The organism is Streptomyces sp. NPDC030893 (genome assembly GCF_055571535.1).
On sequence record NZ_JBVIFC010000006.1, the window covers coordinates 178,864 to 202,947 of the forward strand.

Here is a 24,084-nt window from a genome sequence, read left to right on the forward strand (position 1 = left end):
CCGTTAGGGGAACGGGCGCCCGGTGATCACCGCCGCGACCGTGCTCCCGCGCGGGAACGCGTTCTCCTCCGCGAGGGCGACAAGGGCATAAAGCAACTTGGCGACATAGACACGCTCCACCGGGACGCCGTGGCGCTGTTCGAAGTCCTCGGCGAACGCCTCCAGTTCCGGTGCGGTACGCGCGTAGCCGCCGAAGTGGAAACGCTCCTCGAGGCTCCAGTCGCCGCGCGGGCCGCCGAACGCCTCCGTCTGCAGGGCCCGTATCCCGTCGGCCAGGAAGCCGCCCCTGAGGACGGGTACGCCCAGCACGCGCACCCCGTCGCCGGCCCCGGCGGCCAGTCCCGCGAGGGTGCCTCCGGTGCCGCAGGCCACCGCGGCCACGTCCGCGCGGCCGGCCAGTTCCGCACCGAGGGCCCGGCAGCCCCGTACCGCGGCGGAGTTGCTGCCGCCCTCGGGCACCACGTACGCATCCTCGGCGTCCGCCGCGCGCAGGACGGCCGCCAGGGTCTCCGGCTCGGTCTTGCGGCGGTACGCGGCGCGGTCGACGAAGTGCAGCCGCATACCGTCCGCCGCGCACCGGGCCAGTGACGGATTGAGCGGGCGGCCGGCGAGTTCCTGGCCGCGGACCACGCCGACCGTGCGCAGGCCGAGCAGCCGGCCGGCGGCGGCCGTGGCCCGCAGATGGTTGGAGTACGCGCCGCCGAAGGTGAGCACGGTCCGCCCCGCCGCCTCGCGGAGGTTCGGCGCGAGCTTGCGCCACTTGTTGCCGATCAGCTCGGGGTGGATCAGATCGTCCCGCTTCAGCAGGAGCCGGACGCCGTGCCGTTCGAACCGGCCGTCCACGACCTCCCGCAGCGGCGAGGGCAGCCGCGGACGCAGCGCCGGGAGGGAGCCGGGGTCGACGTCGGAGCTGGTCACCGGGACATTGTCGCCCGGGGACCGCCCGCGCGGCAGCGGGGGTGCCGGGGCGGGCGACCCCACGGGGCTCCGCGTCTCACCCCGCGCCGGCCTCATCTCGCCGGCCTCACCCCACGTCCGTGCCTCACTCCACGTCCGTGCCGCACCCCGCGCCGCGCCTCACTTCAACCGGTCGCCGATTCGTTTCCTCATCGACGTCATGGTGAATCCGCGCGGGTCCGACTTCCCCGGCTGCCACTCCAGGTGCCCGATGACGGACCGCTCGTTCCAGCCGTGGTGGCGGCAGACCGCGGCCGCGGCCTTCTCGATCGCCTCCAGCTGGGCCGCCGGCCAGGGGTCCTCGCCGTCGCCCAGGTTCTCGCACTCGAAGCCGTAGAAGTGCCGGTTGCCGTCGGTGTTCGCCTCGTTGTCCGTCGGCAGCCGCTTCTCGGCGATCACCGCACGCAGCACGTCGTCGTCGCCGAGCCCCGCGTGGTTGGCTCTGCCGTAGCCGACCAGGTGGACCCGTCCGTCCTTGGTGATGACGCCGTGGCACAGCGGGCCCGGCAGGCCCGAGTAGCCCTTGCGGCAGAGCTCCACGGTCTTGGCGCTGCCCTTGGTGACCGTGTGGTGGATCATCACGCCGTGCACCGGGCCCCAGGGGCCCTTGTGGTTGCGGTTGTGGTCGCGCCAGTCGCCTACCTCGACGACCGTGAGCCCTTCCGCCTTCAGAGCCCGCAGGAACGCGCTCGCGGACATGGGTGGGGCCATGACCGCCCTCCTTCGTGCCGGGCGGCAGCCGCCGTACGCGACCGCCTGGTACAGGGCCTATACCTAAAAGGAGCGAGTTCAACTACTCGTTCGCATCCTGTGCGAGCCGATCCGGACAATCTCGTTCCGCTACCGCGCCGGTGAACGGGCGCCCCAGTGTGCCCAGCTGTCCCAAGATCCAACCCCGCTCGATCGGGTAATGGCGCGGGGACGCTGCGTGAGGAACGCTTGATCACGCAGGGCGACGGCCGGCGAGGCCGGGCGCCGATCATCATTTGGGGAGGGCAATTCCTTATGTCGGTAGGCGAAGAGGTCCGCACGGAGCAGACCAGGCAGCAGCAGAGCCTCGGGACGGCCGCGGCGCGGAACCTGGCCACCACGACCAAGTCCGTGCCGCAGATGCAGGAGATCAGTTCGCGCTGGCTGCTGCGGATGCTGCCCTGGGTCGATGTGCAGGGCGGTACCTACCGGGTGAACCGGCGGCTGACGTACGCCGTGGGTGATGGCCGGATGACGTTCGTGAAGACCGGCGACCGCGTCGAGATCATCCCGGCGGAGCTGGGCGAGCTGCCGGTGCTGCGGTCGTACGAGGACGAGGAGGTGCTGACCGAGCTGGCCTCCCGCTGCCGGCAGCGGGAGATCGAGGCCGGACAGGTGATCGCCTCCTTCGGCAGCCCGGCCGACGAGGTGTACCTGCTCGCGCACGGCCGGGTGGAGCGGGTCGGCACCGGCCCCTACGGCCAGGACGAGTCCCTCGGGATCCTCGCCGACGGCGCCTACTTCGGCGAGCAGGCCCTGGAGGGCGAGGACCCCATCTGGGAGTACACGGCCCGCACCCTCACCGCCTGCACCGTCCTGGTGCTGCCCAGGGAGGCCGTCGAGCAGGTCGCCGAGCGGTCGGACACCCTGCGCGAGCACCTTCGCCGGCGGCTGGCGGTCCCCGGGCAGCGCACCAACAAGTACGGCGAGAAGGAGATCGACCTCGCGGCCGGGCACAGCGGCGAGCCCGACATCCCGCACACCTTCGTCGACTACGAGGCGCGGCCCCGCGAGTACGAACTCAGCGTCGCCCAGACCGTGCTGCGCATCCACTCCCGCGTGGCCGACCTCTACAACCAGCCCATGAACCAGACGGAACAGCAGATCCGGCTGACCGTCGAGGCGCTGAAGGAGCGCCAGGAGCACGAGCTCGTCAACAACCGCGACTTCGGTCTGCTCCACAACTGCGAGTACGACCAGCGGATCCAGCCGCACGACGGGGTGCCGGGCCCCGACGACCTGGACGAGCTGCTCAGCCGGCGCCGCGGGACCCGGCTGCTGCTCGCCCACCCCCGCGCGATCGCCGCGATCGGCCGGGAGCTCAACAAGCGGGGACTCGTCCCGGAGACCATCGACATGGGCGGCAACCGCATTCCCACCTGGCGGGGGGTGCCCATCTTCCCGTGCAACAAGATCCCAGTGACCGAGGCCCGGACGACCTCCATCATCGCGCTGCGCACCGGGGAGGAGGACCAGGGCGTCATCGGCCTGCGGGCCACCGGCCTGCCCGACGAGATCGAGCCGAGCCTGTCCGTGCGCTTCATGGGCATCAACGAACAGGCCATCATCAAGTACCTGGTCACGGCCTACTACTCGGCCGCGGTGCTGGTGCCGGACGCGCTGGGCGTCCTGGAGAACGTCGAGATCGGCCGCTGGCGGTGACCGTCCGAGAGCTCCCGCGCCGCACGCCGTGTCCCCGCCCGCCGGGGCGGGTACACCTCGGAGGAACGTGCTCGACGGGTGCGGAAGCGCCACCCCTCCGCGCCTCCACCGAGTCGGTCCCAGGGGGAAGCCGATGACGGAGTCCATCACCGAGCCGCAGACGGGGCGCACGACGGAGCGTACGGGCGAGAGCCCCATGGTGCCGGAACAGCGCGCCGGCGACGGGCACGAGGCGACGATGCTGCTGGACCGGGCCCGGGCCGCCGTCGACCCGGTGCTGCGGGCGGCCCTCGACTCGCTGCCCGGCCCGATGCGCCGGATCGCGCTCTACCACTTCGGCTGGCAGGACGCGGACGGCACGGCGGCCCAGGGAGGTTCCGGGAAGGCGATCCGGCCCGCGCTGGTGCTCGCCGCGGCCACCGCGGCGGGCGGCCCCGCCGCCCGGGCGGCGGCCCTGCAGGCGGCCGCGGCCGTGGAACTGGTGCACAACTTCACGCTGTTGCACGACGACGTGATGGACCGTGACACCACCCGCCGGCACCGGCCCACCGCGTGGACGGTGTTCGGGGACGCGGCGGCGATCCTCGCCGGGGACGCCCTCCAGGCGCTCGCCCTGAGGCTGCTCGCGGAGGACCCCCACCCGGCAGCCCGTGCCGCGTCGGCCCGGCTCGCGGACTGCGTGATCGAGCTGTGCGCGGGGCAGCACGCGGACACGGACATGGAGCGGCGCGCCCCCGGAGAGGTCACCCTCGCCGAGACGCTCGCCATGGCCGAGGCCAAGACGGGTGCGCTGCTCGGCTGCGCCTGCGCGATCGGGGCGCTGTACGCGGACGCCGGGGACGCGGACGTGGCGGCACTCGACGCCTTCGGCCGGGAGGCCGGACTGGCCTTCCAGCTGATCGACGACGTGATCGGCATATGGGGTGATCCGCGCCGCACCGGCAAGCCGGCCGGTGCGGACCTGGCCGCCCGCAAGAAGTCCCTGCCGGTGGTGGCCGCGCTCACCTCCGGCACCCCGGCGGCCGCGGAACTCGCCGCGGTGTACGCGACGCCGCACCGGAAGGAGGACCTGGAGCTCATCGTCCAGACCGTGGAACGGGCGGGCGGCCGGGACTGGGCCCAGACCGAGGCGGCCGACCGGATGGCCCGGGCGATGCAGGAAGTGGCCCGCGCGATCCCCGACCCGGAAGCGGCGGGCGGACTGCTGGCCCTGGCCGAGTTCGTCACCCGGCGCAGCACCTGACGGCCCGCCGGCCGTCCCCGAGGCCCCGGAACCAGCCGGTGCCGTGCGGCCCCTGACTCCGCACGGCACCGTGGCTCCGGCCCGGCGGGTCCCGCACTTCCCCACGATGTGCGGGGCCCGCCCTTTCGGCAGCCGTCCCCGTTAGGCTCAACCCCCGTACGGACATGGACGGTTGAGGCGAAGGGGTGGACATGGGTGTGGCGATCCGGACGGCTGGGGACGACGACCGGGAGCTGATCGTCCGGCTCCTGGACGAGGCGTTCCAGGACGACCCGGTCAGCGGCTGGGTCTTCCCCGGCCGGGAGTACCGCCGTACGACGCACCACCGGCTCATGGCGGCCTTCACCGACATCGTTCTCGCCGACGGACGTGTCGACATCACCGAGGACGGCTCGGCCTGTGCCCTGTGGATGTCCGTGCCCGCCGACGACCCCGCCGACGACCCCGGCGACGGGCACGGGGGCGGGGGAGGGGCGGAGGACGACGGCTTCGCGCGGATGCGCCAGGACGTCGACCCCGGCAACGAGAGGGTGGAGCTGATCGGCCGGCTCACGGCCGGCGTCCACCCCTCGGACCGGGCCCACGAGTACCTGTGGATGATCGGTGTCGTCCCCGGCCGTCAGGGCGAGGGCCTCGGTACCGCGCTGATCGGTTCCGTGCTCGACCGCTGCGACCGGGAGGGACGGGCCGCGTATCTGGAGGCGAGCAGCGAGCGCAGCCGTCTGCTGTACGAACGCCTCGGCTTCGAGGCGGCCGGTGAGCCCCTGGCCCTCCCCGAAGGCCCGTACATGTGGCCGATGTGGCGCGAACCCCGGACGGCGTCCACCGGCCCGGCCGCCGGCCCGCAGGGCTGACCGCCCGGTCCGGGACACGGCCCATCGGCGCCGGGAAAGGGACGTTCGGCCCTGGTCGCCGGCGGCCGTCCCGGCTTCACTGGCCCGTGGCTGGGCCCAGTCCTCACCCCGTCGCCGTCCGCCCCCAGGGGCCGCCGGGAGCGTCTGCACGGCGTCGCACGGCGGACGGGAAGGTGACGACGGGCCCCGGCACCCGCCGACCGTCCCGAGGGATCCGGCGGGGCGGCGGACGACGAGGCGGGCGGGGGCACGATGGGTGCGGCGGCGGGCGACGGCGGCAGGACGGACGGGGACATCGTGGTGGTGGGGCACGCCGATCTGGCCCCGGACACCTACCCGCTGGTGGAGTCCGCGCTGCGGACCCGGCTGGCGCGCCACCCGGACCGGGGCATGGCCATGGTGCGCACGGGCGCCGGAACGCCCCTGGTGTCCGGCAGGGCCGCGCGGGCGTCGGGCTGCCCGCTGGCCGTGGTGATCCCCACCCGGTCCGGGGTGCCGGCCATGCCGCCCCGGCCCGACCGGATGGCCACCGGCGAACTGCTCACCCTCGCCGACCAGGTGCGCCTGCTGACCTACGACCCGGCGGACCGCGACTCCTGCATCGGCGCCGACGAGCGCCTCGTCGCGGCCGGCGGTCTCCTGCTGGCCGTCTGGGACGGCTCCCCGTCCGACGGCCGCGACGCCACGGCCCACCTGGTGACCTACGCCCGCGCGCGAGGCGTCCCCGTGGAGGTCGTGTGGCCCGAGGGCGCCGCCCGGCAGGACGCGCGGGCGGCGGGCCCCCTGGACTGAACACAGGGACCATTGGTCCCCGTCCCGGGACCTCCGCAGGGCCCCTTCGACCCATGTGGATCCCTCCCCAGGCCGCCGATCATGGGGCGCGCGAAACAGCTGGGGAGGAAGACATCCGGTGGATGAGATACGCATGGACCACGCGGACACCGCGGCGGAGGACCGGACGGCTCCGGTGCGGAACACGGCGGTCGTGGACCGCGGGAAAGAGGCCGCGGCAGCGCCCGCGGCGGGCCGGACCGCGTGGGTGGACTGGCTGACGACCACCGACCACAAGAAGATCGGCACGCTGTACCTGGTCAGCGCGTTCGTGTTCTTCGTCGTCGGCGGGGTCATGGCGCTGGTGATGCGCGCCGAACTCGCCCGGCCCGGACTGCAGATCATGTCGAACGAGCAGTTCAACCAGGCGTTCACGATGCACGGCTCGGTCATGCTGCTGATGTTCGCGATGCCGCTGTTCACCGGCTTCGCCAACTGGATCATGCCGCTGCAGATCGGCGCGCCCGACGTGGCGTTCCCCCGGCTGAACATGCTGGCCTTCTGGCTCTTCCTGTTCGGCTCCCTCATCGCCGCCGGCGGCTTCCTCACACCCGGAGGCGCCGCCGACTTCGGCTGGTTCCTGTACGCACCGCTGTCCAACGAGGTCTACTCACCGGGCATCGGAGCCGACCTGTGGATCATGGGCGTGGCCCTGTCGGGCTTCGGCTCGATCCTGGGCGCGGTCAACTTCATCACCACGATCATCTGCATGCGGGCGCCCGGGATGACGATGTTCCGCATGCCGATCTTCACCTGGAACGTGCTGCTGACGGCGCTGCTCGTGCTGCTCGTGTTCCCGGTCTTCGCGGCGGCGCTGTTCGCGCTGGAGTACGACCGCAAGTTCGGGGGACACATCTTCGACTCGGCCAACGGCGGGGCGCTGCTGTGGCAGCACCTGTTCTGGTTCTTCGGCCATCCCGAGGTGTACATCCTGGCGCTGCCGTTCTTCGGGATCGTCTCCGAGGTGATCCCGGTCTTCTCCCGCAAGCCGATGTTCGGCTACGTGGGCCTGATCGGCGCGACCATCGCCATCGCCGGCCTCTCGGTGACCGTGTGGGCGCACCACATGTACGTCACCGGCGGTGTACTGCTGCCGTTCTTCTCCTTCATGACGATGCTGATCGCGGTGCCGACGGGCGTGAAGTTCTTCAACTGGATCGGCACCATGTGGAAGGGCAGTCTCTCCTTCGAGACGCCGATGCTGTGGACGGTGGGCTTCCTGACCACCTTCCTCTTCGGCGGCCTGACCGGCGTCCTGCTGGCCTCGCCCCCGCTGGACTTCCACGTCTCCGACACGTACTTCGTCGTCGCGCACTTCCACTACACCGTCTTCGGCACGGTCGTGTACGCGATGTTCGCCGGGTTCCACTTCTGGTGGCCGAAGTTCACCGGCAAGATGCTCGACGAGCGCCTCGGCAAGATCACCTTCTGGACCCTCACGGCCGGTTTCCACCTGACCTTCCTCGTCCAGCACTGGCTGGGGGTCGAGGGCATGCCGCGCCGCTACGCCGACTACCTCGCGGCCGACGGCTTCACCGCCCTGAACACCCTGTCCTCGATCGGGTCGTTCCTGCTCGGCATGTCGATCCTGCCGTTCTTCTACAACGTCTGGAAGACGGCCAAGTACGGCAAGCCGGTCGGCGTGGACGATCCCTGGGGCTACAGCCGCTCCCTGGAATGGGCGACCTCGTGCCCGCCGCCGCGCCACAACTTCGTCCGCCTGCCGAAGATCCGCAGCGAGTCCCCGGCGTTCGACCTGCACCACCCGGAGATCGTCGCCCTCGAAACGGAGCGGTGAGCCGTGCCGCAGCCCGTGCTCGCCCTGGGATGCACGGCGGTGACGGCCGCCGGCAGCGTCTGGTTCCTGCCGGCCCTCGCCGACCTGCGCGCCGGAGCCGACCGGCCGCTGTCCCGCCGTACCGCGGCGCTCGCCTGCCTCACCGGCTGGGGCACGCTCGCCGCGGTCGCCGTGGCGCTGTTCGCGGCCCCGGTGTGGTGGATGCCGGCGGCGGTGGCGGCCGCGGGCGGTTCGGCCGCCGCCGCCCTGCGCCTCCACGCCGTACTGCTGCACGCCGCCGAGCAGCGGGAGGCGGCCCGGCAGTGGGCGTGGCTCTCGCACGGCCCGCCGCAGGCGGGCGGCCAACGCCGCCCTCGCGCGGTGGCCGTCGTCGTGGCCGTCGCCCCCGTCATGCTCGCCGCCCTGTTCCTGGTGATGGCCGGCCACGGCCCGCACCCGGGCTAGCGGCCCGCACGAGCGACGGACCATCAGGAAACCCGCGTACAGCAGAAGGCGCTGGACGCGTTAGCGTTGCGGCATGGCGGGCAGGGGGAGCAGGCGCCGGGCTTCATGGCGGTGGGGTGCGGGTGTCTGGGCGGCCGCGGTGGTCGTCGCGGGCGGACTCACCTGGTGGTTGCAGGAGGCGGCCGAGCCGCCGCGTCCGGCCGGCTGGGAGGAGACGCGCCCCTCTCCCGCCGGCGTCCCGGAGGACTGGATGGAGTCCCGGTGCCCACTCCCCGAGATCCCCCCGGACGTCGAGGACGGCGTCGTGGCCACCGCTTGCCTCTACGCCTACGACACGTCCGGCGGCGTGGACGGCCTGCCGCCCCTTCAGGGATCGCGGTCGGTCAGGCAGTAGGCGGCGCCCGTCGGGTCCCGCATCACCGTCCGGTGGGTGAACTCGGCGACGAGCACGGCCCCGGACTCCTCGTGCCGTGCGCGGGTCGCGGCGATGTCGGCGCAGGCCAGGTCCGGGTGGGCGGAGACGGGCCGTTCCTGTTCGAGCCGCTGGAGCAGGATGCGCAGCGGAAGCCCGGCCGGCGGACCGAGCACATGGAACTCCGGGAGCGAGCCGGGCCCGGAGCTCCAGCCGTCCAGCAGCGCGCTCCAGAAGGCGACTTCGGCGTCATGGCGGGACGGCGGAACGTCGAGGCACACCTGGTCCAGCCGGCTGCCGTGCACCACGGGCTGTCGCACCGACTCCCCGTGCCAGGGAATCGCACAGAACAACTGCCCGGCCGGCGACCGCAGTACGGTCCACCCCTCGTGCTCGGCGACCGTCACCGCACCGCACCGCAGCGCCGCCGCCACGAACCGGGGGATGTCGTCCACGGAGAAGTCGAGATGCACCCCGCCCTCACCCGAGACGATCCGCTGCACCCCCACACAGGCGTCGGCGCCGTCCGCGGCCAGCGTCACGAACTCCCCGCTGTCCCCGCTCGGTTCGGACGGCCGGGTGCCCGTGACCGCCGCCCAGAACGCCCCGGCCCGGCCGGCCCGTGCGCCGGGCCGGTCGAGGAAGGCGTAGGTCCAGCGGATGCTCACCGTCCGGGGCGTTCCATGAAGCGCAGCATGTTCCCCGCCGGATCCCGGAACGCGCAGTCACGCACCCCGTACGGCTGGTCCACCGGCTCCTGGATCACGTCCGCGCCGGCGGCCCGGACGCGTTCGAAGAGCGCGTCGCAGTCGGTGGTGGTGAAGTTGACCCCGCGCAGCATGCCCTTGGCCAGCAGTTCCGCCATGGCCTGCTTGTCACCGGGGGAGGCGTCCGGATCCGCGGCGGGCGGCTCCAGCACGATCTCCACGTCCTGCTCCGGCGAGGCGACGGTCACCCACCGCATCCCCTCGAACCCCACGTCGTTGCGGACCTCCAGCCCCAGGACGTCCCGGTAGAAGGCCAGCGCCTTGTCGTGATCGTCCACGGCGATGAAGCACTGGGCGAGTTTCGCGTCCGTTCCTGTGTCCATGTGCCCACGCTAGAAGGTTCCGCCCGTCTCGGCGCGGTTCCGGCCGCGAACGGGACGGGTGTACCTCCGTGCCGCGCACGGCGGGATCACCGCGCTCTCCTCGTGCGACCGGGCCCGGTACGCACTCGGCGTCTCGCCGACCAGCTCGGTGAAGCGCGAGCTGAACGAACCGAGCGAGGTGCAGCCGACCGCGAGGCACACCTCCGTCACCGTCAGATCGCCGCGCCGCAGCAACGCCTTGGCCCGCTCGACGCGCCGGGTCATGAGGTACGCGTACGGAGTCTGCCCGTACGCCGCGCGGAAGCTGCGCTGGAAGTGCCCCGGCGACATCAGCGCGGTCCGCGCCAGCTCGGAGACGTCGAGCGGTTCGGCGTACTCCCGGTCCATCCGGTCCCGGGCCCGCCGCAGCCGTACCAGATCCTCCAGCTCCATCCGCCCAGCATCCCACGCCCCGCACGGCCATCGCAGGCGTGTGACGGCCGGTACGGGGGTCCATGTGATCCTGGCCGGGACGGCACGTACCACCGCGGCGCCGTTTCCGCATCCGCACGTCCAGGAGAGAGCACCGTTGAGCACCGGCAGCTACTACGAGCCCATCGACGCGCACCGCTACAAGCCCACGGCCCACGCCGGTGGCGCCTGGGACACGAACGAACAGCACTTCAGTCCCCTCGGCGGGCTCGTCGTCCACGCCATCGAGCGCCATCTGGCGGCCCGTCCCGAGGGGACGGGTCTGCTCCTGTCCCGGATCAGCTTCGACATCCTGGGGCGCCTGGCCCTCGACGAGTGCGAGATCTGGGTCGAGACGATCCGGCCGGGCCGCACCATCGAACTGATCGAGGCCGTCGCCCTCATAGCCGGCCGGCCCGTGGTACGGGCGCGGGCCTGGCTCCTCGCCCCGGGCGACACCGCCGCCGTGGCGGGCGGGCCCGTCCCCGCCCTCACCCCGCCCGGCGCCCTCACCCGGTGGCCGATGGACGAGCTGTGGCCCGGCGGATACATCGCCTCCCTGGACGTGCGCCCGCTCGCACCCCCGCAGCCGGGCCGTGCGACGGTCTGGGTCTCCACCCCGCTCGACCTCGTCGCCGGACAGCAGGCCGGGCCGCTCGCGTCCTACCTCGCGCTCGTCGACACCGCCAACGGCATCGCCGTACGCCAGCCGCCCACCGCGTGGATCTTCCCCAACGTCGACCTGACCGTCCACCTCCACCGCCAACCGGAGGGCGGCTGGACCGGCCTCGACACCACCGTCACCTTCGGCCCCACCGGGCAGGGCGTCACCAGCACCGTCCTCCACGACACCACGGGCCCGGTCGGCCACGCCCACCAGATCCTCACGGTCCGTCCGCTGTGACGCCGAGCCGGCGGAACTCCTCCATCGGGTAGGGCGTCCGCCTGCTCCCGTCCCGGAACGCGAGGATGAAGTCGGACATCACCGCGGCGACCGCGTGCCGGGCGAGGATCGCCGCGGCCTCCGCCGGAACGCCCGTGGGGCGCCTGCCCTCCGCCAGCCCGCGCACCAGCGCCCGCCGGCCCTCCCGGTCCTCCCGGCGGAGCCCGCACAGGGCGGTGACGAGCCAGTTCACCAGGTACGCGGCGGTGTAGCAGCGGTCGTACGTCCGATGGCCGTCGAAGAAGGCGGCCTCCGCCGCCGACAGAGCGAACCCGGAGGAGACGGCGAGGCCGTAGTCCGCGAAGTAGAGGCGCCGGCCGTCGGTCAGGACGTTCTCGAAGTGCGCGTCGAAGTGCAGCAGGCCGCGGCTGTTCATGAACGAGACGCCGTCGGCCAGGTCCCGCTCCACCATGGCGCAGGCACGGCCGGCGGCCTCGCCGCCCGCTGCGACCCGGGCGCCCAGCCACCGGTGCAGGTTCTGCGGGATGTACTCCAGGAACAGCGCCACACTGGCCGGGGACCGCTCCAGGGCCCGGATCCGGCGGCGTACCCGCCGCCCGCCGCCCCAGTAGGCCACGGCCCGCTCGACATCGGCCAGTTCGTCCGGCAGGGGCGTCGAGTCCGGCAGCACCCGCCAGTGGTACATCAGCGGGAACCCCTCGTGCTCCGCCCCCAGCACCCAGCCGGTCGTCATGGTGTGCACGGCGAGTTCACGCCAGGCCCCGAAGCCCGGCCCGCCCAGGGCGCCGACGCCGTAGTGGCAGAAGAGGGGGAGGTCGAACAGGTTCGCCGTGGACCGGAGGTGCTCCGGTCGCAGCTCCGGCCGGGTGAGCGGCACCCGCTTCACGAAGACCGGCGTCCCGGCGACCTCCACCAGGGCGGCCTTCCCGCCGATACCGGCACCGGCCGGCACGGCCCCGTCCAGCAGCTCCCGCAGCGCGCGGTCACCGCACCGCGCGAGGAACGCGGAGACGGCGCCATGAGTCCGCAGCCGCGCACCGCGTGACATGTCGGGGAACGTCACCCCCGCCCCCGCCCTGCCGCCCCAAAGGACCGCACCCGGACCGCCGGAGGTGCCGTGGACGGCGTTCCGCGGGCCGGGTGCGGGGGAGGGACGCTGCAAATCGTGAGGAATCGCAGGTCGCAGGAGACGAAGGTCAGGCCTTCTTGGTCTCCCAGAAGATCTTGTCGATCTGGGCGATGTAGTCCAGGGCCTTCTGGCCGGTGGCCGGGTCCGTGGAGCCCTTGGCGGCCGACAGGGCCTTCAGGGTGTCGTTGACCAGCTGGTGCAGCTCCGGGTACTTCTCGAAGTGCGGGGGCTTGAAGTAGTCGCTCCAGAGCACGGAGACGTGGTGCTTCGCCAGCTCGGCGCGCTGCTCCTTGATGACCGTGGCACGGGCCTGGAAGTGCGGGTCGTCGTTGCCGGCCATCTTGTCCTGGATGGCCTTCACCGACTCCGCCTCGATGCGGGCCTGGGCCGGGTCGTACACGCCGCAGGGCAGGTCGCAGTGGGCGCTGACCTTGACCTTGGGGGCAAACAGGCGGGAAAGCATGGAGCGTTTCCTTCCTCGTGATCGTCTTCTCACACTGGACATTACTCCGTGCCGGACGGGTTTTCGCGGGTGCCCCCGCGGGCTTAGGACAAAAGTCCGGGGTGAGACTGAGACTGGTGGAGGAAGAACCGGGGAGGAGGTGCCGGAAGATGCCGGAGCTGCCGCAGGACGCCGAGCGGGCCAGGACGCCGCTGCCCTTCGGGGTGGCCGAGGTGACCGGGCCGTCGATGGTGCCCACGCTGCACCACGGGGACCAGTTGCTGGTGCACTACGGTGCCCGGATCAGACGCGGGGACGTGATCGTGCTGCGGCATCCGTTCCAGCAGGACCTGCTCGTGGTGAAGCGGGCCGTCGAGCGGCGGGACGGCGGCTGGTGGGTGCTCGGGGACAACGCGTACGCGGGAGGTGACAGCACCGACTACGGGGTCGTGCCCGACGAGCTGGTGCTGGGCCGGGTCCGGTTCCGCTACCGGCCGCGCACGCCGGAGCGGCGCTCGCCGCTGGCCGTGGTGGGCTGGGCGCTGTCGTCGGCCCGGCCCGTGCTCTCCGCCCGGTCGGCCTCCAGGCGTTTGCGCGCGCGGTAGGCGGCCACGTTGGCCCGGGTGGCGCAGCGGTCGGAGCAGTAGCGGCGGGAGCGGTTGGTGGAGGTGTCCAGGTAGGCGTTGCGGCACGGCGAGGCCTCGCACAGGCCGAGCCGGTCGACGCCGTACTCGGTGAGGTGGAAGGCGAGGCCCATCGCGGCGATGGCGGCGTAGCCGGCGGTCGCGTTGGAGGGGTGGTCGGCCAGGTGCATGTGCCACAGCGGGCGGCCGTCGTCGTCGCGGAAGTCGTGGCCGGAGATCTGCGGGCTGACGGGGAACTCCAGCAGCAGTGAGTTCAGCAGGTCCACGGCGAGGGTCTCGTCGCCGCCGTCCGCCGCTTCGAAGACCGAGCGGAGCCTGGCCCTCATGGAGCGGAACCGGGTCACATCGGCGTCGGTGGCGCGCCGGGCGGCCGACTGGTTCCCGCCGAACAGATCGCGCACGGTCTCGACCGAGGTGAGGGTGTCCTTGCCCCGGGCCGGTTCCTCCGTGTTGACGAGACGCACGGCGTAGTCGGAGTAATAGGCCAGTTCCACTTGTAGTCCTTACGTAGGGGAGTCTATCGTCAGGAGCGCGGTCGGTAACAGACGATCGTGCTGCAAGGGTATTACGTGACGTAGGCGAGGGAGGGGCTCGATGACGGACGCGCACACCACCACGGCGGACGCCGACTGGAACGCCTGGCAGGAGAGCTGGGACCGGCAGCAGGAGTGGTACATGCCCGACCGCGAGGAGCGGCTGCGGGTCATGCTCGACATGGTCGAGGCCCTCGTCGGCACCGCCCCCCGCGTGCTGGACCTGGCCTGCGGCACCGGCACCATCACCGCCCGGCTGCTCGCCCGCTTCCCCGAGGCCACCAGTACCGGCGTCGACCTGGACCCGGCGCTGCTCGCCATCGCCGAGGGCACCTTCGCGCAGGACGAGCGGGTCACCTTCGTCACCGCCGACCTCAAGGACCCCGGCTGGGCCGAGACACTGCCGTACGACTCCTACGACGCCGTGCTGACGGCGACCGCGCTCCACTGGCTGCACCGGGAACCCCTCGCGGACCTGTACGGGCACCTCGCGGGACTGGTCCGCGACGGCGGTGTCTTCATGAACGCGGACCACATGATCGACGAGACCACGCCCCGGATCAACGCGGCCGAGCGGGCCCAGCGGCACGCCCGGATGGAACAGGCCAGGGCGGACGGCGCCGTCGACTGGGCCGAATGGTGGCGGCTCGCCGCGAAGGACCCGGTCCTCGCGCGGCCCACGGCCCGCCGGTTCGAGATCTACGGCGAGCACGCCGAAGGTGACACGCCGTCGGCCGCCTGGCACGCGCGCGTACTGCGGGAGAAGGGCTTCGGCGAGGCCCGCCCGGTCTGGTGCTCGCCGTCGGACACGCTGCTGCTGGCCCTGAAGTAGCACAGGGAGAAGGGGCGGTACGGAAGATCCGTACCGCCCCTTCCGCCGTGTGCCGGGCCGCGGTCAGAGCACCTTGGACAGGAACGACTTGGTGCGCTCGTGCTGCGGGTCGGTCAGCACCTCGCGCGGGTTGCCGGACTCGACCACCACGCCGCCGTCCATGAAGACCAGGCTGTCGCCCACCTCGCGCGCGAAGCCCATCTCGTGGGTGACCACGACCATCGTCATCCCCGACTCGGCGAGGTCGCGCATGACGTCGAGGACGTCACCGACCAGCTCCGGGTCGAGGGCCGAGGTCGGCTCGTCGAAGAGCATCAGCTTCGGGTCCATGGCGAGCGCCCGCGCGATCGCCACCCGCTGCTGCTGGCCGCCGGAGAGCTGCGAGGGGTAGTTGCCGGCCTTGTCGCCGAGGCCCACCCGCTCCAGGAGCTGCATCGCACGCTCCCTGGCCTGGGCCTTGCTCCTGCCCTTGACCTGGACCGGCGCCTCCATGACGTTCTCGACGGCCGTCATGTGCGGGAACAGGTTGAAGCGCTGGAAGACCATGCCGATGTCCCGGCGCTTCAGGGCGACCTCGCTGTCCTTGAGTTCGTACAGCCTGTCGCCCTTCTGGCGGTAGCCCACCAGATCGCCGTCGACGTACAGGCGGCCGGCGTTGATCTTCTCCAGGTGGTTGATGCACCGCAGGAAGGTCGACTTGCCGGAGCCGGAGGGGCCGATGAGGCAGAACACCTCGCCGGTCCTCACCTCCAGGTCGATGCCCTTGAGGACGTCGACGTGGCCGAAGGACTTGTGGACACCCTCCGCCTTGACCATGGGGACGGCGGCGTCCTTCACGGGCGCGTCCGTCTTGCCGAGCTTCTCGCTCATGCCGTGCCTCCCTTCGGGCGGCCGAAGGAGAACGTGTTGGCCTTCACCTTCTGCCACGGCGTCGGCGGCAGCTGGCGGGTGGAGCCCTTGGCGTAGTGGCGCTCCAGGTAGTACTGGCCGACGCTGAAGACCGACGTCACCAGCAGGTACCAGGCGGCGGCGAGGAACAGCATCTCGGCCGGGGCGCCGGAGGTCTGCCCGATGTCCTGGGCCGCGCGGAGCAGCTCGGGATACTGGACGACCGACACCAGCGAGGTCGTCTTCAGCATGTTGATGACCTCGTTGCCCGTCGGCGGCACGATCACGCGCATCGCCTGCGGGATGACGATCCGGCGCAGCGTCTTGGCGTGGCTCATGCCCAGGGCGTGCGACGCCTCGGTCTGGCCCTCGTCGACCGCGAGCAGGCCGGCCCGGCAGATCTCCGCCATGTAGGCGGCCTCGTTGAGGCCGAGGCCCAGCAGCGCCGTCAGGAACGGGGTCATGAAGTCCGACCACTCGTCCTTGTAGAACGGCCCGAGGTTGATGTACTCGAAGACCAGGCCCAGGTTGAACCAGACGATCAGCTGGACCAGGACCGGGGTGCCGCGGAAGAACCAGATGTAGAACCACGCGATCGACGAGGTCACCGGGTTCTTCGACAGGCGCATCACGGCCAGCAGGATGCCGCCGACGATGCCGATCGCCATGGCCAGCACGGTGAGCAGCAGCGTCTTGCCGACACCGCTGAGGATGCGGTCGTCGAAGAAGTAGTCGGGGATCGTGCCCCAGTTGATCCTGCCCTGGGAGAACGCGTAGACGACCCCGACCAGCAGGGCGAGGGCCACGACGGCGGAGACGTACCGCCCGTAGTGCCGGACCGGGACGGCCTTGATGGCCTCCGGTCCGGCCGGCGGTGTGCCGTCCGGCCCCGCCGTCTTGTCGATGTCAGCAGTCACGGGTGTTGCCTTTCAGTGCCGCGCCGTCGCGGTCACTTGCCGCCGTTGACGGTGGCCTTGTCGACGGCGCCCTCGGCGACGCCCCACTTGTCCATGATCTTCTGGTACTCGCCGTTCTCGATGATGGCGTCCAGCGCGGCCTGGAGGGCGTCCCGCAGCTGGGTGTCGTCCTTGGCGACCGCGATGCCGTACGGGGCGGCCTCGACCTGCTCGCCGACCAGCTGGAAGTCGTTGCCGCCGCCGGAGGTCTTCACCGCGTACGCGGCGACCGGGAAGTCGGAGGAGCCGGCGTCGGCGCCGCCCGCGCGCAGGCGGGTCTGTGCCTGCTGGTCGTTGTCGAAGGCCTCGATGGCGAGCTTCTTGCCCGCCGGGCACTTCTCCGCCTCGGCCTTGGCGAGGTCCTCGGAGACCGTGCCGCGCTGGAGCACGATCTTCTTGCCGCACAGGTCGGACCAGGTCTTGATGCCCTGGTCGTCGCCCTTCTTGGTGTAGATCGAGACACCGGCGGTGAAGTAGTCGACGAAGTCCACGCCCTCGCCGACCTTCTTTCCGGTCTCGGAGTCGACACCGTTCTGGCGGTCCTTGGTATCGGTCATCGCGGACATGGCGATGTTGTAGCGGCCCGAACGCAGACCGGTGATCAGCGTGTCGAACGTGCCGTTCTCGAACTCGAACTTCACGCCGAGCTGCTTGCCCATGGCGTCGGCCAGGTCGGGGTCGATACCGACGACCTTGCCGGAGTCGTCCTTGAACTCGACGGGGGCGTAGGCGATGTCGGAGCCGACCTTGACGACGCCCGCGTCGCGTATCTCCTTGGGGAGCTTGTCGGCCAGCGGGGCGGACTTCGTCGCCTCGGCGTCGGTGCTGTCCGAGCCGCTGTCCTTGGTCTGGTCACCGCAGCCGGTGAGAAGCAGTGCGCCTGCGACCGCGATCGCGCCGACCGCTGCAATCCGGGAGCGCGCGGCGGTGGTACGACGGGTGGTGCTTGCGGTCATGGTGGGTTCCTCCGGCGGATGGGTGGAGTTGCCGATGGGGCCGGCGACTGCCGGAACGGCATCGCCATGGGTCGTCGAGAGCACACGCCTTCGAGTGTCGCGACCTCGTGTGATTACCGCATCTTGCCATTCGGACTGCTCCATTCAGGGGGCTCGCGATGTCAAAATCGGATAACGGGTGACGCTCGAACCCGACCACTCCGGTACATCGCGACCGGACAGTCTGCGGGAATCCTGCATTCCGGCCGGAAGATCTTCGGCGAGATGCGTGTTGCGAAAGCGACTGCGGTGACCTTTGGGGCAGTTGCGGGCTTGCTGGAGGTTCGTCCGGGTCTTGTCCTGATATCGGGCGAAGATTCCGGGGCTCGGCATGTGACCTTCACGTTATGGACTCGTCGCCGACGGCGTCCGTCCGGTAAGAAGGTTCTTTACACCCCTCATCCGGGGCTCGAGGGCGCGTGTGCGGCGCGCCCGTCGTGTTCGGCCCGTACGCATCAACCCATCGGGCCTTGCGCGGTCCCGCCCACCCCTCACCAGGAGTGGCAACCCTCAAACCATGAACACTTAAGGGGTAAAACCAAGTGGCAGCGGAGATTGTCAATCCTCGCAGCGACAGCGAAAGCCGTGACGGTCATAAGGAACCGGAGAGCGGGGCAGAGCCCCTGGATTCCTTCGACCCGGCGTTCGCGCTGCACCGCGGCGGCAAGATGGCCGTGCAGGCCACCGTGCCGGTCCGTGACAAGGAAGATCTGTCCCTGGCCTACACGCCCGGCGTCGCGAAGGTGTGCAGCGCGATCGCCGAGCAGCCGGACCTCGTCCACGACTACACGTGGAAGTCGCAGGTCGTCGCCGTCGTGACCGACGGCACGGCCGTGCTCGGGCTCGGGGACATCGGGCCCGAGGCCTCCCTCCCGGTGATGGAGGGCAAGGCCATCCTCTTCAAGCAGTTCGGCGGTGTGGACGCGGTCCCGATCGCCCTGAACTGCACCGACGTCGACGAGATCGTCGAGACCGTGGTCCGCCTCGCCCCGTCCTTCGGCGGAGTGAACCTGGAGGACATCTCGGCACCCCGGTGCTTCGAGATCGAGCGCCGGCTGCAGGAGCGGCTGGACATCCCGGTCTTCCACGACGACCAGCACGGCACGGCGGTCGTGTCGCTGGCGGCGCTGCGCAACGCGGCGCGGCTGAGCGGGCGCGCGCTGGGCGAGCTGCGGGCCGTGATCTCGGGCGCGGGCGCCGCGGGTGTGGCGATCGCGAAGATGCTGGTCGAGGCCGGCATCGGCGATGTCGCCGTGGCCGACCGCAAGGGCGTCGTCTCGCGCGACCGCGGCGACCTGACGCCGATCAAGGCGGAGCTGGCGTCGTTCACCAACAAGGCCGGTCTCTCCGGATCGCTGGAGTCGGCGCTGGCCGGGGCCGATGTGTTCATCGGGGTCTCCGGCGGCACGGTGCCGGAGTCGGCGGTGGCGTCGATGGCCGAGGGCGCGTTCGTCTTCGCCATGGCCAACCCCGACCCGGAGGTGCACCCGGAGGTCGCGCACAAGTACGCGGCGGTCGTGGCCACCGGGCGTTCGGACTTCCCGAACCAGATCAACAACGTGCTGGCGTTCCCCGGGATCTTCGCGGGCGCGCTCCAGGTGCGGGCCTCCCGGATCACCGAGGGGATGAAGCTGGCGGCGGCCGAGGCGCTGGCGTCGGTGGTCGGTGACGATCTCGCCGCCGACTACGTCATCCCGTCCCCGTTCGACGAGCGGGTCGCCCCCGCGGTGACGGCGGCCGTGGCCGCGGCCGCCCGGGCGGAGGGTGTCGCCCGCCGCTGAGGCGCGCGGGTTTCCCCGTCGGTCCCGTCCCCCGTGGACGGGGCCGACGTCTTTCCCGTGTCCTTCTCGGGTGGCAAGAGGGCGTGTGTCACAGCGGGGCCTGGTTCCGCCGGCGGTGCGGGCAACCTATCGTCAAGGTCATGTTCGCTGTCTACGCCGCCCGAATCGACCGCGACGAGCCGCTCAACGGCCTGGAGTCGGGGGAGCGTCCCGCTCCCGAGACCCGGCCCGGCTGGAGCACCGTCACGGTCAAGGCCGCCTCCCTCAACCACCACGACCTCTGGTCCCTGCGGGGCGTCGGCCTCGCGGAGGACAAGCTGCCGATGATCCTCGGCTGCGACGCCGCGGGTGTCGACGCGGACGGCAACGAGGTCGTCCTGCACTCGGTGATCGGCCAGAGCGGTCACGGGGTGGGGCCGAAGGAACCCCGGTCGATCCTGACCGAGCGTTACCCGGGCACCTTCGCCGAGCAGGTCGCCGTGCCCACCTGGAACATCCTGCCCAAGCCGAAGGAGCTCTCCTTCGAGGAGGCCGCCTGTCTGCCGACCGCCTGGCTGACGGCGTACCGGATGCTGTTCACCAACGCCGGGGTCCGTCCGGGTGACTCCGTCCTGGTGCAGGGCGCGGGCGGCGGGGTCGCGACCGCCGCGATCGTGCTCGGCAAGGCCGCGGGACTGCGCGTCTTCGCCACCAGCCGGGACGAGGCCAAGCGCAAGCGGGCGCTGGAGCTCGGCGCCGTGGAGGCGGTGGAGCCCGGCGCGCGGCTGCCGCAGCGGGTCGACGCCGTCATCGAGACGGTGGGCGCCGCCACCTGGTCCCACTCGGTGAAGTCGCTGCGTCCCGGCGGCACGCTGGTGCTCTCCGGGGCCACCAGCGGCGACCGCCCCTCGCACGCCGAGCTGACCCGGGTCTTCTTCCTGGAGCTGAAGATCGTCGGGTCGACCATGGGGACCAAGGACGAGCTGGAGGACCTGCTCTCCTTCTGCGCCGCCACGGGCGTACGTCCCGTCATCGACGAGGTGCTGCCGCTGGACCGGGCGCGGGAGGGCTTCGAGCGGATGGCGTCCGGGGAACTGTTCGGGAAGATCGTGCTCACCAACCCCTGAGGGGGGCGGGGTTCGTGTCGACGGCCGGTCCGGGTCTCCGGGCCGGCCGTCGGTGTGTCAACTGGGGTTGACAGCCGAGGAATGTCAACGTAGGTTGACATCATGACTGAGGCAACCGATCTCGCCGAGCGGGCGGGCGACCGCGATCCACGGGTCGGCCTGCGGGCCGTCGCCGCGCTGCGCAGGCTGCTGGAGCAACTGGAGACCGTCCAGGTGCGCAACGCGCGCAACCACGGCTGGTCGTGGCAGGAGATCGCCACCGAACTCGGGGTCAGCAGGCAGGCCGTGCACAAGAAGTACGGGAGGCATTGATGTTCGAGCGGTTCACGAAGGACGCCCGGGACGTGGTGAAGGGGGCGGTCGCGCACGCGGAGGGGGCGGGTGCGCGCAGTGTCGGCGCGGAGCATCTGCTGCTGGCCCTGCTCGACCGGGAAGGGAGCCGGGCCTCCTTCGCGCTGGCGGCGCTGGGGCTCGACGGGCGGCGGGAGTCGGTACGGGAGGCGCTGGAGCGGGCGCGGCGCCGGGCCGGGCTGACCCAGGCCGAGACGGACGCCCTCGCCGGGCTGGGCATCGATGTGCCGGAGATCGTCGCCCGCGTGGAGGAGACGCACGGAGCCGGGGCGCTGTCCGGTGATCGGCGCGCCGGTGGCCGCCGGGACGGTGGCCGGTGGTCGGGGCACCGCCCCTTCGAACAGGAGGCCAAGGACATCCTGACCGGGGCCCTGCGCGCCGCCACCGCCCGGCGGGACCGGCGCATCGGCGACCAGCACATCCTGCTGGCCCTCACCGTCCGCCCCGGCGTCCCCGCCGAGGTCCTCGCCGATCACGGAGTGACGTACCAGTCCGTGACCCGGGTGCTGTACGGGGACGGCGGGGAGGCCAAGGCGGGGTGACGGCGGCTCAGGCCTTCGGGGTGCGCAGTATCGCCCCGATCCGCGCCGCCGCCGTCGACAGATGGCGGCGGGCGTCACGCAGCTGGTCACCGGTGACCCCGTGGTCGCGGGCCGCGTCCCGGATGTCGTCCCGGAAGCGGTCCAGCAGCCGGTCCAGGTCGCGGGCCGGGTCGCCGGTGGAGTCCGAGGCGTCCTCGTGCGCCCACGCCGGGATGTAGTCGGCCGGGAAGTCCTCGGGGGTCTGGGAGTACGACGGCTCGGAGTCCTTGCCGGGGGCGCCGGTGCCGCTGCGGCCGAAAGCGAAGTCCTTGCCGAACTCGCCCATCTCCTTGGCCAGTTCACCCAGCCCTTCGCGCAGTCCGGTCGGCCAGTCGCCGCGGGCGAAGTGGCCCTGCACCTGCTCCTGGACCTGCCGCATCACGCGCTGCACCTCCTCCTGCGCCCTGTCCTGGGCCTCCTTGGCCTGGCGGCGGGCGCGCTGGGCCTCCTCGCGGGAGCGGCGGCTCTCGTCCTTGGCGCGCCGGGCCTGTTCCTTCCACTCCTGCTTGGCGCGGCGCATCTCCTCCTTGGCGGCCCGCCAGGCGTCCTTGTCGCCGAAGACCGAGAAGTCGCCGCCGAGGAGGCCCTCCTCCTCGGCGGAGGCGCCGTTGCTGCGGGACTGGCGGGCCTGGCCTGCGGCGGCGCGCATCTCGCGGCGCAGATCGCCCGCCGCGCCGCTGACGTCGGCCCGGATCTCGGCGGCCAGTTCGGCGACCGACTCCCGGATCTCCAGCTCCAGGTCGGCCAGTTCGGCGCTGCGGTCGGCGAGTTCGGCGCGGCCGGCGTCCGTGATCGAGTACACCTTGCGGCCGCCCTCGGTGGTGTGGGTGACCAGCCCCTCCGCCTCCAGCTTGGCCAGCCGCGGGTAGACCGTGCCGGCCGAGGGCGCGTACAGCCCCTGGAAGCGCTCTTCGAGGAGGCGGATCACCTCGTAGCCGTGGCGCGGGGCCTCGTCCAGCAGCTTCAGCAGGTAGAGGCGCAGGCGTCCGTGGGCGAAGACGGGGGGCATGTCAGAGCACCTTCTTGTCGGTCGTACCGGCACGGTCTCCCGGGGTGTCCCGCGGGTCCGGCTCGTCCTCACCGGGTGGGCGGCGCAGCAGGGCGATGGAGCCGGAGACGGTGGTGGCGCGCAGCTTGCCGCTGCCCGCGCCCAGTCGGCCGGTGAGCTTGTGGGCGCCCCACTGGCCCTGGACCCGGAGGGTGTCGAAGGCGTTGGAGATCGCGCCGCTGGCGGTGTTCGCCTCGACCTCGGCGTCCGCCGGGTCGGGGAGGCGGATGGCGATCTCGCCGGAGACGCTGGTCAGTTTCACATCGGTCGGGCCGTCGGGATCGAGGTCCACGATCATGGAGCCGCTGACGGTGTCCGCCCGCACGGCGGAGCCGGAGCCCTCGACGACGGTGAGGTCGCCGGAGACGGAGGCGAAGCGGAGGTCGCCGGTGACGGACTGGGCCTCCACGTTGCCCGACACGGTGTCGGCGCGGACGGGGCCGGAGAGGGAGACGAGGGTGGTGTCGCCGGCGACGCCCTTCACGGCGGCGGGGCCGCGGATGCCGGAGACGACGGCGGTGGCGCCGACGACGCCGACCTCGACGCGGGTCTGTGCGGGGACGGCGAGGGAGACCACCGCGGTGCGGCGCCAGCCCTTGCGGTCGAGCCACTTGAGGAAGCCCTTCCAGGGCAGGTCCTCGTAGGCCACCGTGAGGGTGCCGTCCTTCTGGGTGACGACCAGGGGCGGGCCGTCGATCTCGGAGACCTCCAGGCGGGCGGAACCTTCGTCGGTGCCCACGACGTTCACCGTTCCGTTGACGATGCGGACGTGGAGTTCTGTCACGGGGGCGTCGAAGGAGAGCTTGGTGGGTTCCGCTACGGACGATTCGGGCATGGGTTCCGACCTCCTGGGAAGCCCGGGGGTGTGGGCGGGACGCGCCATATCGCGTCTTACGTGATTCACGATATATCGCGGCAGGGGAAAGTCAAGGCACACGTTCGGGTGAGGGGTGGGTGGGGGTGCGGTGGTGCGTCTGCCCGGTGCCTGAGGGTGCCCCGCGTTGGTGTGGGCGGGCTACGCGCAGCCCGGCGCGGGTGGATGCCCGGCGTTGGTGTGGGCCGGGGGGGGTGTTCGCGCAGCCCGGCGCGAGCGGGGTGCCGTCGCGCCCACCCGTGCCGCCCCAGCGGCACGACTGCCCGCGGCTGCGGGGGGTGGGGCGGGAGGGTTACTCGTCGTCCTCGTCGTCGAGGCGGGCCAGCCAGGTGGCCAGGCGTTCCACCGGGACCTCGAAGTCGGGGTTCAGGTCGACGAAGGTGCGCAGCTGCTCGGCCAGCCACTCGAAGGTGACCTCCTCCTCCCCGCGCCGCTTCTCCAGTTCCTCGATGCCACGGTCCGTGAAGTACATGAGGACAGGATATGTGCGGGAAAACGGGCGGGCCGCACCCCCCGTGAGAGGGGTGCG

28 protein-coding genes are annotated in these 24,084 nt (G+C 71.7%); 14 read left to right on the top strand and 14 right to left on the bottom strand.

Features of this window, described 5'->3' with window-relative positions; all coding sequences use genetic code 11:
- Window positions 1-3: 3 nt before the first annotated feature.
- Window positions 4-918, bottom strand: a complete 915-nt coding sequence (locus ACZ434_RS14920; protein ID WP_468455619.1) for a 1-aminocyclopropane-1-carboxylate deaminase/D-cysteine desulfhydrase — start codon at window positions 916-918, stop codon at window positions 4-6.
- 159 nt (window positions 919-1,077) lie between these two features.
- Window positions 1,078-1,668, bottom strand: a complete 591-nt coding sequence (locus ACZ434_RS14925; protein WP_468455621.1) for an N-acetylmuramoyl-L-alanine amidase — start codon at window positions 1,666-1,668, stop codon at window positions 1,078-1,080.
- 294 nt (window positions 1,669-1,962) lie between these two features.
- Between ACZ434_RS14925 and ACZ434_RS14930 the strand changes: the two genes are divergently transcribed.
- From ACZ434_RS14930 to ACZ434_RS14960, 7 genes are all read left to right on the top strand, one after another.
- Window positions 1,963-3,369 carry a family 2B encapsulin nanocompartment shell protein gene (locus ACZ434_RS14930; protein ID WP_468455623.1) on the top strand — a complete coding sequence of 469 codons (1,407 nt, stop codon included), beginning with the start codon at window positions 1,963-1,965 and terminating at the stop codon, window positions 3,367-3,369.
- 196 nt (window positions 3,370-3,565) lie between these two features.
- The gene (locus ACZ434_RS14935; RefSeq protein ID WP_468455903.1) at window positions 3,566-4,612 is read left to right on the top strand and encodes a family 2 encapsulin nanocompartment cargo protein polyprenyl transferase; all 1,047 of its coding nucleotides are present in this window, start codon (window positions 3,566-3,568) and stop codon (window positions 4,610-4,612) included.
- A gap of 191 nt (window positions 4,613-4,803) precedes the next feature.
- Entirely contained in the window at window positions 4,804-5,466 is a 663-nt protein-coding gene (locus tag ACZ434_RS14940) for a GNAT family N-acetyltransferase (protein WP_468455625.1), read from the top strand.
- Between the two features lie 252 nt (window positions 5,467-5,718).
- Window positions 5,719-6,258 carry a hypothetical protein gene (locus ACZ434_RS14945; protein ID WP_468455627.1) on the top strand — a complete coding sequence of 180 codons (540 nt, stop codon included), beginning with the start codon at window positions 5,719-5,721 and terminating at the stop codon, window positions 6,256-6,258.
- Between the two features lie 118 nt (window positions 6,259-6,376).
- Window positions 6,377-8,095, top strand: a complete 1,719-nt coding sequence (gene ctaD, locus ACZ434_RS14950; protein WP_468455629.1) for an aa3-type cytochrome oxidase subunit I — start codon at window positions 6,377-6,379, stop codon at window positions 8,093-8,095.
- A gap of 3 nt (window positions 8,096-8,098) precedes the next feature.
- Window positions 8,099-8,539 carry a hypothetical protein gene (locus ACZ434_RS14955; RefSeq protein WP_468455631.1) on the top strand — a complete coding sequence of 147 codons (441 nt, stop codon included), beginning with the start codon at window positions 8,099-8,101 and terminating at the stop codon, window positions 8,537-8,539.
- A gap of 73 nt (window positions 8,540-8,612) precedes the next feature.
- Complete coding sequence (locus tag ACZ434_RS14960) at window positions 8,613-8,933, top strand: hypothetical protein (protein ID WP_468455633.1); 321 nt, start codon at window positions 8,613-8,615, stop codon at window positions 8,931-8,933.
- Here the strand turns inward: ACZ434_RS14960 and ACZ434_RS14965 are convergent.
- The 3 genes from ACZ434_RS14965 to ACZ434_RS14975 are packed head-to-tail and all read right to left on the bottom strand — an operon-like array spanning window position 8,906 to window position 10,473.
- A complete protein-coding gene (locus ACZ434_RS14965; RefSeq protein WP_468455635.1) occupies window positions 8,906-9,619 on the bottom strand; it encodes a VOC family protein in 714 nt (237 codons plus the stop codon). The two genes, ACZ434_RS14960 and ACZ434_RS14965, sit on opposite strands and share 28 nt — an antisense overlap.
- A complete protein-coding gene (locus tag ACZ434_RS14970; protein WP_468455637.1) occupies window positions 9,616-10,041 on the bottom strand; it encodes a VOC family protein in 426 nt (141 codons plus the stop codon). The genes ACZ434_RS14965 and ACZ434_RS14970 overlap by 4 nt, the downstream gene beginning before the upstream one ends.
- 9 nt (window positions 10,042-10,050) lie before the next feature.
- Complete coding sequence (locus tag ACZ434_RS14975) at window positions 10,051-10,473, bottom strand: helix-turn-helix domain-containing protein (protein ID WP_468455639.1); 423 nt, start codon at window positions 10,471-10,473, stop codon at window positions 10,051-10,053.
- 136 nt (window positions 10,474-10,609) lie between these two features.
- Here ACZ434_RS14975 and ACZ434_RS14980 point away from each other — a divergent pair, with 136 nt between their 5' ends.
- A complete protein-coding gene (locus ACZ434_RS14980; RefSeq protein WP_468455641.1) occupies window positions 10,610-11,395 on the top strand; it encodes a thioesterase family protein in 786 nt (261 codons plus the stop codon).
- Here the strand turns inward: ACZ434_RS14980 and ACZ434_RS14985 are convergent.
- Both ACZ434_RS14985 and sodN read right to left on the bottom strand, forming a co-directional pair.
- Window positions 11,376-12,443, bottom strand: a complete 1,068-nt coding sequence (locus ACZ434_RS14985; RefSeq protein WP_468455643.1) for a protein kinase family protein — start codon at window positions 12,441-12,443, stop codon at window positions 11,376-11,378. The genes ACZ434_RS14980 and ACZ434_RS14985 overlap by 20 nt on opposite strands.
- Before the next feature lie 148 nt (window positions 12,444-12,591).
- Window positions 12,592-12,987: a superoxide dismutase, Ni gene (sodN, locus tag ACZ434_RS14990; RefSeq protein WP_190201221.1), complete on the bottom strand. Its 396-nt coding sequence runs from the start codon at window positions 12,985-12,987 to the stop codon at window positions 12,592-12,594.
- Between the two features lie 149 nt (window positions 12,988-13,136).
- Between sodN and sodX the strand changes: the two genes are divergently transcribed.
- Window positions 13,137-13,571, top strand: a complete 435-nt coding sequence (gene sodX, locus ACZ434_RS14995; RefSeq protein ID WP_468455646.1) for a nickel-type superoxide dismutase maturation protease — start codon at window positions 13,137-13,139, stop codon at window positions 13,569-13,571.
- Here sodX and ACZ434_RS15000 read toward each other — a convergent pair.
- Window positions 13,454-14,104: a CGNR zinc finger domain-containing protein gene (locus ACZ434_RS15000; protein WP_468455648.1), complete on the bottom strand. Its 651-nt coding sequence runs from the start codon at window positions 14,102-14,104 to the stop codon at window positions 13,454-13,456. The genes sodX and ACZ434_RS15000 overlap by 118 nt on opposite strands.
- Window positions 14,105-14,204: 100 nt before the next feature.
- Between ACZ434_RS15000 and ACZ434_RS15005 the strand changes: the two genes are divergently transcribed.
- Entirely contained in the window at window positions 14,205-14,975 is a 771-nt protein-coding gene (locus ACZ434_RS15005; protein WP_468455650.1) for a class I SAM-dependent methyltransferase, read from the top strand.
- A 63-nt stretch (window positions 14,976-15,038) separates the two neighbouring features.
- On the opposite strand, the gene ACZ434_RS15010 is transcribed toward ACZ434_RS15005, so the two are convergent.
- From ACZ434_RS15010 to ACZ434_RS15020, 3 genes are read right to left on the bottom strand one after another with little or no spacing between them, the layout of a single operon-like run.
- Window positions 15,039-15,845, bottom strand: coding sequence for an amino acid ABC transporter ATP-binding protein (locus ACZ434_RS15010; protein ID WP_468455652.1), 807 nt, complete (start codon window positions 15,843-15,845; stop codon window positions 15,039-15,041).
- The gene (locus ACZ434_RS15015) at window positions 15,842-16,780 is read right to left on the bottom strand and encodes an amino acid ABC transporter permease (protein ID WP_468455654.1); all 939 of its coding nucleotides are present in this window, start codon (window positions 16,778-16,780) and stop codon (window positions 15,842-15,844) included. Before ACZ434_RS15015 ends, ACZ434_RS15010 begins: the two co-directional genes overlap by 4 nt.
- A gap of 32 nt (window positions 16,781-16,812) precedes the next feature.
- Window positions 16,813-17,775: an ABC transporter substrate-binding protein gene (locus ACZ434_RS15020; RefSeq protein WP_468455656.1), complete on the bottom strand. Its 963-nt coding sequence runs from the start codon at window positions 17,773-17,775 to the stop codon at window positions 16,813-16,815.
- A 581-nt stretch (window positions 17,776-18,356) separates the two neighbouring features.
- Between ACZ434_RS15020 and ACZ434_RS15025 the strand changes: the two genes are divergently transcribed.
- The 4 genes from ACZ434_RS15025 (at window position 18,357) to ACZ434_RS15040 (ending at window position 21,594) form a co-directional block, all read left to right on the top strand.
- Window positions 18,357-19,595, top strand: coding sequence for an NAD(P)-dependent malic enzyme (locus ACZ434_RS15025; RefSeq protein WP_468455659.1), 1,239 nt, complete (start codon window positions 18,357-18,359; stop codon window positions 19,593-19,595).
- A 140-nt stretch (window positions 19,596-19,735) separates the two neighbouring features.
- Entirely contained in the window at window positions 19,736-20,701 is a 966-nt protein-coding gene (locus ACZ434_RS15030; protein WP_468455661.1) for a zinc-binding dehydrogenase, read from the top strand.
- Window positions 20,702-20,803: 102 nt separating this feature from the next.
- Window positions 20,804-21,013 (top strand): HTH domain-containing protein, encoded by a 210-nt coding sequence (locus tag ACZ434_RS15035; protein WP_145827309.1) that lies wholly within the window; start codon window positions 20,804-20,806, stop codon window positions 21,011-21,013.
- Window positions 21,013-21,594, top strand: coding sequence for a Clp protease N-terminal domain-containing protein (locus ACZ434_RS15040; RefSeq protein ID WP_468455664.1), 582 nt, complete (start codon window positions 21,013-21,015; stop codon window positions 21,592-21,594). Before ACZ434_RS15035 ends, ACZ434_RS15040 begins: the two co-directional genes overlap by 1 nt.
- 7 nt (window positions 21,595-21,601) lie before the next feature.
- On the opposite strand, the gene ACZ434_RS15045 is transcribed toward ACZ434_RS15040, so the two are convergent.
- The 3 genes from ACZ434_RS15045 to ACZ434_RS15055 all read right to left on the bottom strand — a co-directional run bounded on the left by ACZ434_RS15045 (window position 21,602) and on the right by ACZ434_RS15055 (window position 24,027).
- Window positions 21,602-22,642: a PadR family transcriptional regulator gene (locus tag ACZ434_RS15045; RefSeq protein WP_468455666.1), complete on the bottom strand. Its 1,041-nt coding sequence runs from the start codon at window positions 22,640-22,642 to the stop codon at window positions 21,602-21,604.
- A 1-nt stretch (window position 22,643) separates the two neighbouring features.
- Window positions 22,644-23,516 (bottom strand): DUF4097 family beta strand repeat-containing protein, encoded by an 873-nt coding sequence (locus ACZ434_RS15050; RefSeq protein ID WP_468455668.1) that lies wholly within the window; start codon window positions 23,514-23,516, stop codon window positions 22,644-22,646.
- 331 nt (window positions 23,517-23,847) lie between these two features.
- Entirely contained in the window at window positions 23,848-24,027 is a 180-nt protein-coding gene (locus tag ACZ434_RS15055; protein WP_003992906.1) for a DUF6104 family protein, read from the bottom strand.
- Between the last annotated feature and the right edge of the window lie 57 nt (window positions 24,028-24,084).